The organism is Lentzea terrae (assembly GCF_003265345.1).
Lineage (GTDB): Bacteria > Actinomycetota > Actinomycetes > Mycobacteriales > Pseudonocardiaceae > Lentzea > Lentzea terrae.
The window spans coordinates 469,480-476,156 of the sequence record NZ_QFWW01000007.1; the positions used below are offsets into that span (position 1 = coordinate 469,480).

The 6,677-nt window shown below is 68.2% G+C and carries 6 protein-coding genes and 1 rRNA gene; 2 read left to right on the plus strand and 5 right to left on the minus strand.

What is annotated here, in order from left to right:
• Nucleotides 1-56: 56 nt before the first annotated feature.
• The gene (locus tag DI276_RS14320; protein WP_112263773.1) at nt 57-2,246 is read left to right on the plus strand and encodes a KAP family P-loop NTPase fold protein; all 2,190 of its coding nucleotides are present in this window, start codon (nt 57-59) and stop codon (nt 2,244-2,246) included.
• Here DI276_RS14320 and DI276_RS14325 read toward each other — a convergent pair.
• The 4 genes from DI276_RS14325 to DI276_RS14340 are packed head-to-tail and all read right to left on the minus strand — an operon-like array spanning nt 2,243 to nt 5,505.
• Entirely contained in the window at nt 2,243-3,064 is an 822-nt protein-coding gene (locus tag DI276_RS14325; protein ID WP_112263774.1) for an SMP-30/gluconolactonase/LRE family protein, read from the minus strand. The genes DI276_RS14320 and DI276_RS14325 overlap by 4 nt on opposite strands.
• A 25-nt stretch (nt 3,065-3,089) precedes the next feature.
• Nucleotides 3,090-3,863, minus strand: a complete 774-nt coding sequence (locus tag DI276_RS14330; RefSeq protein ID WP_112263775.1) for an MBL fold metallo-hydrolase — start codon at nt 3,861-3,863, stop codon at nt 3,090-3,092.
• The gene (locus DI276_RS14335) at nt 3,860-4,669 is read right to left on the minus strand and encodes an alpha/beta hydrolase (RefSeq protein ID WP_112263776.1); all 810 of its coding nucleotides are present in this window, start codon (nt 4,667-4,669) and stop codon (nt 3,860-3,862) included. The genes DI276_RS14330 and DI276_RS14335 overlap by 4 nt, the downstream gene beginning before the upstream one ends.
• Nucleotides 4,666-5,505 carry an alpha/beta fold hydrolase gene (locus tag DI276_RS14340; protein ID WP_112263777.1) on the minus strand — a complete coding sequence of 280 codons (840 nt, stop codon included), beginning with the start codon at nt 5,503-5,505 and terminating at the stop codon, nt 4,666-4,668. Before DI276_RS14340 ends, DI276_RS14335 begins: the two co-directional genes overlap by 4 nt.
• A gap of 87 nt (nt 5,506-5,592) precedes the next feature.
• Here DI276_RS14340 and DI276_RS14345 point away from each other — a divergent pair, with 87 nt between their 5' ends.
• A complete protein-coding gene (locus DI276_RS14345) occupies nt 5,593-6,540 on the plus strand; it encodes a helix-turn-helix domain-containing protein (protein WP_112263778.1) in 948 nt (315 codons plus the stop codon).
• Between the two features lie 69 nt (nt 6,541-6,609).
• On the opposite strand, the gene rrf is transcribed toward DI276_RS14345, so the two are convergent.
• Nucleotides 6,610-6,677 (minus strand): 5S ribosomal RNA (rrf, locus tag DI276_RS53590); the annotation flags it as partial.

The window sequence follows — 6,677 nt, forward strand, 5'->3', positions numbered from 1 at the left end:
CACTACCCAGTCCAGACAGAAACCTCCCGGAAACGAAAATCGGTACCTTCCCAGGCGTGAGCTCCGCTGAACCGCTGGATCCGACGCCCATGCGCATGAGGCTCGAACGCGTCGTCGAGTTCGGCCGGCCCATCACCGGACTCAGAGTGAACCCGGATCCACCGGACGGCCCGTGGACGATGATCATCGGTGGCGACGTCTCGGTGGTCGTGCACTCCTACACGGGTGAGCGCGGCGGCGTCCGTGGAGACACGGTGTACCGACCTGGGTTCGCCGGAACTTCCCCAGTGACGCTGAGGGGCATCACCGCCGAGGTGGTCGGCGGCGATATCGCCCTGTCCACCGGCAATGTGTTGCGCGCGCACGAGACCGATATCACCGCGATGGGTCTCTGCGAATCACTGCTGATGACAGCGAGCGAGGCCGGCAACATCAAACTGTGGGACGTGCGCAGCGGCCTGCAAGTGCGGGTCGCCGGACAGCAGAGTCCCATCACCGCCCTGCTCAGCTACCGAGGACCAGACGGACGGCCACGCATCGCGTCCGGAGGGGATGAGGGCAGGCTGTACGTCTGGGATCCGTCGCTGCCGCGCGTTCCCCAGGTCGGTCCTGTATCCACCCGCGGGTTCAACGACCGCGTCGCGCAGGAAGACCTGCTCGACCGGGGCACGCTGGTGGAGGCGCTCAGGGACGTGCTGCGGCCGGATGACGACGACGGGCCCACCGTGATCACGGTCGAAGGTGCCTGGGGTTCGGGCAAGAGCACACTGCTGGAACTGGTGAAGAACCGGTTGCACACCCCGCCCGCCACGATCCGGCGGCGGCGCAGGTTCACCGTGTCACAAGCGGACTGGATGCTGTATCGGCCCCTGGCGGGGATGCCACCGCCGAAGCAGAAGCCGACGAAGTTCAATCCGATGATCAAGCCGCTGGTGGTGTCGTTCAACCCGTGGCGGCACCAGTCGAGCGAGCAGGTGTGGGCGGGGCTCGCGAAGGCCGTGACCGAGGCCGCCGAGGCGGCGATCATGCCGCACCAGAACAACCGTGATCGCTACTGGTTCGCCCGCAACGCCGGTCGGGTCGATCGCCGACACCTCCAGCGCCAGCTGTGGAAGCGGATCTTCTCGCCGCTGTTGTCGTTCGCCGGTCTCGGTTTCGGGCTCTCGCTGCTCGCCGGGCTGACCAAGCTCAACGTCGGTTGGGCGTGGTGGGCCACTGCCGGGCTGGCCGTGGCCGGCGTGCTGCACACCGGACTGCGGTACCTCTTCGGCAAGGCGTCGGCATTCCTGCCGGGCGAGCTGTTCGCCGGGCCGGTCACGAGCAACGCTTTCTCCGGCGCCACAACAGATCCGTTGATCCGGGACCCGTACTACAACGCCCGGTCTGGCTACCTCTACCTGGTGCAGCACGACATCAGGGCGTTGCTGAAAGACCTGGAGGCGCACAGGTATCGCGTCATCCTGCTGATCGACGACCTCGACCGGTGCACACCGCGCACCACGGCTCAGGTGTTCGAGGCGATCAACGTGTTCCTGTCCGACGACTTCCCCGCCACGAGGTTCGTGCTGGGCCTCGACACCGCCGTCGTCGCGGCGCACGTCGACAACGCCTACAAGGAGCTCGCCGACGCGAAGATCGTGACGCACCCGGACGACCCGAGTCCGGGATGGACGTTCCTGCGCAAACTGGTGCAGCTGCCGGTCCGGCTGCCGCGCACGACCGAGGACAACGTCGACCAGATCCTGCTCGCCCAGCTCGGGCCCGTGCACCGGGACGATCCCGAACCCGCTCCAGTTCCTGACGACCGCCCGATCTTCGAGCCCGGCGAGCTCGACGGGTTGCTGGCGGACGACAGCACCTTGGTCATGATCGAGCAGCATCCCGAGGTGCGCGAACATCTCAGGCGGCGGCTCAGGGCACAGCCGGAGCAGTCCGTGCGCGAGGAGAAGCGACTGCTGAACGTCTGGCAGCTCTACCTGCGCGTGCTCTCCACGAACGATGTCGTGCAGGCGGGGCGCCTGGTCGCCGTCGCCGAGATCGCCACGCGGTGGCCTGCCTACCTGCACCGGCTGCGCGGGGCGTGGCAGGACCTGGCCGACGCGGTCGACGACGACGTCCAGTGGGGCGCGGCGATCGCCAAGCTCGGGTTCGCCTACTCCGACCGGAAAGCCGCGGCGAACCTGCGCGAACTGCTGCGCGACTGCGATGCGCAAGCGGTTGCGGGCCTGGCGAACAGGTTGTTCTAGAGGCGGACCTTCAAGACCGAACCCGACGCCTGGGTGACGAACATCGTGCGCGTCCCAGGCAGGAAGCGGGCGGCCGTCGGGTTCTTGAGGCCGGACATCAGGACGCAGTTGGCGCCGGTCCACGGGTCGACCTTGATGATCTCGCCGCTGGTGTAGGTGGTGACGTAGAGCTTGCCGTCGGGCCCGACGGCGAGGTCGTCGAGGCCCTTGTCCGGGGCGCCCAGTTCGATGCGGGTCTGGCGGTTGCCGGTGATGCGGACGATGGCGGACTTCGGGTCGATGACGATGTTGGTGAAGACGGTGTTGCCGATGGTGACGATGCCGTTGGGGTAGGCGATGTCGAGGTGGCGGACGAGCGAGCCGCGGCGGTCGAACTCGTACAGGCCCGTGAAGGGGTCGGAGACGTAGAGATGGCCGCGGGCGTCGAACTCGGCGCCGTTGGCGGAGCTCAGGGTGTCGCCGCCGATCCACTCGGAAGGCTTCGGGGTCAGGCGGACCACGCCGGAGGGCAACGGGCGGGTGTCCGGGCCGTCGTTGCCGAAGTTGACGTGCAGGACGCCGTCGCGGGACTTGCGGATGGCGCCGGGAGCGCGGAGCTCATGTGTCTGCAGCAGTTTGCCGGTGAGGCTGTACTGCTCGATGCGGTTGCCGGTGAGGTTGGAGAGCCAGATGGTGCCGCGGTCGAACTCCAGGTTTTCGTACCAGGTAGGAGCGGACAAGAACGTGGTGACGGTCGGCGGTGTGCAGCGGATCCCAGAAGCGTGAGCCGGTACCACCGCGGTGGACAGGAAGAGGCACAACAACGCGAAGATCCTCATGAATCGACGCTAGCGAGATCCCCGCTCAGTCGGCCAGATCTGTTCCGATGCCGAGCGGTAGCCAGCGAACGCGGACATCAGAGGCGGCGAAGGCCGACTCGGCAAAGGCGCGGCCCTCGCGGAAGTGTTGCCAGCCTTCGTAGTGCACGGGAACGACCGTGCGCGGACGTACCAAACGACAAAGCTCGACGGCGTCGGCGGCGGTCATCGTGTAGTGCAGTGGGCCGGTGATCGGGAAGCGGACGCCGCCGAGGTGCAGCAGGGCCAGGTCGACCTCGAGGCGTTGAGCGACCTCGCGGACGCCGTCGTACAGCACGGTGTCGCCGGAGATCCACAGCGCGCCGTGGTCCTGGCCGTCCCAGTGCAGGGCGAAGCCGATGACGTCGCCGGTGATGGGGCGGGACAGGGGTGGACCGTGGCGGCACGGCGTCGCGGTGATCTCGATCGACGGCCGGTCCGGTGCGCTCAAAAGCGTGGTGGCCCAGGGGGTGAGGCCACGTCCACCAAGCCGTCGGGCGCCGGGAACAGTGGTGACGACGGTGCCGACCGTGGTGAGCAGGGCTCGGCCGGCGTCGTCGAGGTTGTCGGCATGGTGGTCGTGGGTGAGCAGCACGGCGTCGATCGGGCCCAGGTCGGCGGCGGCGATCGCGGGGCCGGTCAGCTTCCGCGACGACGTGCCCCAGCCGAAGTTGTACCTCCGGCCGGGGGCGTCGAACGTCGGATCGGTGAGCAAGCGCCATCCGTGGACCTCGATCAGCGTCGTGGGTCCACCGATGTGGGTGAGGCGGACGTCCTTCATGCGCTGGTCGAGGCCTGCCAGCCGGCGTGTTCGACGGCCCAGGCCAGGACGTCGTCGGCGATCTGCTCCCAGCCCTCCTGCGCGGGCAGCAGGTGGGCCATGCCCTCGTACTCCCGGATTTCGGTGACGGTGTTCGATTTGTAGTGCTTGGCGTTCGAACGTTGCACCGACGGCGGCATGATGTGGTCCTCGCTGCCGGACACGAACAGCAGCGGGGCGCGCTTGTCGTTGTGGTAGTCGACGTGGATGTCCTGCGGGCCGGGGATGAAGTTGGCGAGCACCCCGCCCCACAGGATCCGGCCGGACGCCGGGACGTGGTAGCGCTGGTACAGCTCCAGCGACTCCTCCTCGGTGAAGGTGTTGGTGAACGCGTAGCGCCACTGCTCCGGGGTCAGGCCGACCGCCTTGTGCCGGTTGGCCGGGTTCTTCAGCACCGGCAACGTCGAGCGGATCTGGGACAGCGGGGTGACGAGCACGCCTTCGGTCGGCGCCGAGTTGAGCGCCACGCCGGCCGCGCCGAAACCGTGGTCCAGCAGCACCTGGGTGAACGCACCGCCCGCGGAGTGGCCGATGATGATCGGCGGTTCGTCGAGCTGTCTGATGACGGACTCGAGGTGCTCGATGATCGCGGGCGCGGTGACGTCCTCGATGGGTGACGGGTCGGCGTTGAGCGCCTCGACCTCCACCTCGAAGCCGGGGTAGGCGGGCGCGACGACGTGGTAACCGGCGCGTTGGTAGCGGTCGACCCAGTGCTCCCAGCTGCGCGGCGTCACCCAGAAACCGTGGACCAGGACGATGGTCTTCATGATGCCGCCTCTTCCGAGTTGACGAAGGCGAGCAGGTCCACGCCGAGCTGCTCCTTGTGGGTGTCGGTGATGCCGTGCGGGGCGCCCGGATAGACCGTGAGCGCGGCGCCGGGAATCCGTGCGGCGGAAGCCTTTCCGCCCACGTCGATCGGCACGACCTGGTCGTCGTCGCCGTGGATGATCAGCGTCGGCACGTCGATCGCCTCGAGGTCCTTGCGGAAGTCGGTGGCGGAGAACGCGGCGATGGACTCCAGGGCGTTGCGGTGCCCTGCTTGCAGGCTCTGCCGCCAGAACGCGTCCCGCGTGCCCTGGGAGACCGCCGCGCCAGGACGGTTGTTGCCGAAGAACGGCCCGTCGGCGAGGTCGCGGTAGAGCTGTGACCGGTCGGCGAGCGAAGCCGCGCGCAGACCGTCGAACACCTCGATCGGCACACCACCTGGGTTGTCCGGGGTCTGCAGCATGAACGGCGGCACCGCGGCGACGAGCGCGACCTTCGCAACCCTTGCGGTGCCGTACCTTCCGACGTAGCGGACGACCTCGCCGCCGCCGGTGGAGAACCCGACCAGGGTGACCTCGCGCAGGTCGAGCGCGTCGAGCAACGCCGCGAGGTCGTCGGCGTAGGTGTCCATCTCGTTGCCGTGCCAGGTCTGCGTGGACCTGCCGTGGCCGCGCCGGTCGTGTGCGACCGCGCGGCAGCCGTTGCTCGCCAGGAAGAGCATCTGCGCTTCCCAGCTGTCGGAGTTGAGCGGCCAGCCGTGGCTGAACACCACGGGTTTCCCGCTGCCCCAGTCCTTGTAGAAGATCTGCGCCCCATCGGCGGCGGTGACGAAACTCATGAGTGGAATCTAAGATCCAGCACGCGTGCCGAATCGGTTCACAGCGCCGTGCCGTCGGCTCACACCGCCACACCAGGGGGACACGGCATGGCACTTCTGCTCGACACGACGACGCTTCCGTTGCGGGACAGGCGAGACGCGCTGATCACCACGATGCGCGAGGCGTCCGGCACGTCACGGGTGGAGCTGGTGGACGACGAGCCCGTGCGGGCACGGGTGGACCTCTGGTCCCTCGGCACCGCGTCGATCCTGCGGGCGGACTCGAACGGCTTCGCCAACATCGGCACCACGAAGTCCGCTCGTGCGGCGTCGGGCGAGCACATCGCGATCGGCGTGCACGAGCTCGGCGTCGCCCATTACCAGGTGGGAGCGCTCTCCCAGACGGTGCAGCCTGGGGAAGTTCTGGTGGTGGACGTCAGCCGGCCGTTCGGCTTCGGATGGCGCGGCCATGGCGCCGCGCTGTCGCTCAACACGACGGCCGACGACCTGGCGCTGCCCGGCGATCTCATCAGGAAAGCAGGACCGCTGCTGAGATCCAGCCCGCTGTACGGGTTGTTCAGCCGCCACATCGTGGACATAACCCGGAACGCCGACCTGCTCAGCGGCAGCCCGGCGGCCGGCATGCTGGGTGCCGCGAGCATCGAACTGGCCCGTGCGCTCATCGCAACGGCCGTCGACGACGTGGCCGGCACCCGTGACATCGTCGAGCAGACCCTGATCGTCCAGATCCGCGCCTACGTGCGGCAGCACCTGCGCGATCCCGACCTCTCGCCCGGCACGATCGCCGCGGCACTCGCCATCTCACCTCGCCACCTGCACCGCGTCTGCGCGAACGCCGGCCTGCGCCTGGAGCAGTGGATCATCGCTCGCAGGCTCGACCACGCGAAGGCGGAGCTGGCCCACCCCAGTTCCCAGCACCTGTCCATCAACAGGGTCGCGCGGCGCTGGGGCTTCAAGGATCCGACGCACTTCACGCGCCGGTTCCGGGCCGCGTTCGGCGTGCTCCCCAGGGAGTGGCGCCGCAGCGCCGGGTGACTTCGGCAGAACGTGAAAAGGCCCTGCGGGGAGTCGCTTGTGGCAACTCGACCCGCAGGGCCAAATTAAGTTCGGCGGCGACCTACTCTCCCACACCGTAACCAGTGCAGTACCATCGGCGCAGAAGGGCTTAACTA